Below are 1,878 nucleotides of genomic sequence, written 5' to 3'. Positions count from 1 at the left end.
GCCGGTAGGCCTCCACCTGCTTCTGCTCGGAAGGAGCGCTCTTGCTGTCGTCCAGGAACAGGAACTCGGTCCGGAACAGACCGACGCCCTCGGCCCCGGCCTCCACCGCCGCCGGCACGTCCGCCGGCCCGCCCACGTTGGCCAGCAGCGGCACCTTGTGCCCGTCCGCGGTCGCGCCCGGGCCCGTGGAAGCGGCCAGCGCGGCCTTGCGCTCGGCAGCCGCGGCCTCCAGCGCCGCCTTCTTCTCCTCGGAGGGGTTCACGAAGACATCGCCCGTGCTGCCGTCGACCGCGATCACCGTGCCCTCGGCCAGCTCACCGGCACCGGGCAGGGCCACCACGGCGGGCACGCCCAGCGCCCGGGCCAGGATGGCGCTGTGACTGGTCGGGCCGCCCTCCTCGGTCACGAAACCGAGGACCAGGGACGGGTCGAGCAGCGCCGTGTCCGCCGGAGCCAGGTCCCGGGCCACGAGTACGTAGGGCTGGTCGCTGTCCGGCACACCGGGCATCGGAACGCCCAGCAGCCGGGCGACGATACGATTCCGCACGTCATCGAGGTCGGCCACGCGCCCGGCCAGGTACTCCCCGGCACCGGCCAGCAGCTCCCGGTACGCCGCGAAGGCGTCGTACACGGCACGCTCGGCGGTGCTGCCGACGGCGATCCGCCGGTCCACGTCCGCCATCAGCTCCGGGTCCTGGGCCATCATGGCCTGCGCCTCCAGCACGGCCTGGGCCTCGCCCCCCGCCAGGTTGCCGCGTGCCATCAGGTCGGCGGCGACGGCGTCCACAGCCTGGCGGGCACGCCCCTGCTCCCGCTCCGCGTCCTCGGCGGGGATCTGCTTCGCCGGCGGCTCCAGCACCGCCGTGCCCATGTGCCGAACCTCGCCGATCGCCACGCCATGGCTCACGCCGACGCCTCGCAGCGTTGTCTCCATCTCACCGTCTCCGATAGTGCGGCGGGTCCCGCCGCCGCGATGGTTGTCCTGTCCGCCGCCCTGGGGCGGCACTGCTGTCAGTTCCAGGAGAAGAGGCTGTCGCCGGTCTTCACATCTCCGCTGTCACGGAGATCGGTGAGCGACTCGGCAGTGGCCTCGAGCGCGACGACCGGGCACACCGGGGACTTGCCGGCGGCCTCCACGGCCGCGGGGTTCCAGCGCACGACGGCCTGGCCGCGGGTCACGGTGTCGCCCTTGTTGACGAGGAGCTCGAAGCCCTCGCCGTTGAGCTGGACGGTGTCGATACCGAGGTGGGTGAGCACACCGTGGCCACTGTCGTCGACCACCACGAAGGCGTGCGGGTGCAGGGAGACGATGACGCCGTCCACGGGCGCCACGGCCTCGGAGGCCTCACGCGCCGGGTCGATCGCGGTGCCCGGGCCGACCATGGCCCCGGAGAAGACCGGATCCGGCACGGCGGCCAGTCCGATGGCACGCCCGGCGAGCGGGGACGTCACGGTGGTCATGGGAAGCCTCCCAAGGAAGTGGAGCTGATGATGGGCCGCCACTGGCAGTCCCGGACGGCGCTCTGAGCAGCAGCGTATGGCATGTGAAGTGGCGGTTCCGTATGGAAGCTACCACCAAGTGGTCTAGACCACCAGCCAGGTGGATTTGCACCGCGTTCCAGGCCGCGTGTACAGTCGTAACCCTGCTGGGGGCGACGAGGTGTGCAACAGCGCCCTTGCTCCGGCAGCACCCAAACTTGTCAGATCCTTTCTCTGGATCTCCTTCTGCATGCTCGCAGGAGGGTGGTCAGGGAGACGGAAAAACCCTGATAGAGTTTGGAACACCGAAGGGAAGCGCCCCGAGGAAAGCCCGAGAGGGTGAGTACAAAGGAAGCGACCGTTCCTTGAGAACTCAACAGCGTGCCAAAAATCAACGCC

At 70.1% G+C, this 1,878-nt stretch carries 2 protein-coding genes; both read right to left on the bottom strand.

Annotated elements, in window-relative coordinates; translation table 11 throughout:
• Positions 1–934, bottom strand: a 934-nt coding sequence (locus IE312_RS43410) for a PEP-utilizing enzyme (RefSeq protein WP_268254404.1), incomplete at its 3' end; no start/stop codon positions are given.
• A 77-nt stretch (positions 935–1,011) separates the two neighbouring features.
• Positions 1,012–1,461 carry a PTS sugar transporter subunit IIA gene (locus tag IE312_RS36430; protein WP_189986608.1) on the bottom strand — a complete coding sequence of 150 codons (450 nt, stop codon included), beginning with the start codon at positions 1,459–1,461 and terminating at the stop codon, positions 1,012–1,014.
• Positions 1,462–1,878 lie beyond the last annotated feature (417 nt).

The sequence above is a fragment of the Streptomyces capoamus genome, assembly GCF_014654935.1.
Taxonomy (GTDB): domain Bacteria; phylum Actinomycetota; class Actinomycetes; order Streptomycetales; family Streptomycetaceae; genus Streptomyces; species Streptomyces capoamus.
The sequence above is the reverse complement of the archived record's forward strand: the minus strand, read 5'-3'. Positions and strand labels throughout refer to the sequence as shown.

Bases quoted from the DNA above. Each gene is read 5' to 3' on its own strand.
- IE312_RS36430 (WP_189986608.1), bottom strand. From the start codon at position 1,461: ATGACCACCGTGACGTCCCCGCTCGCCGGGCGTGCCATCGGACTGGCC.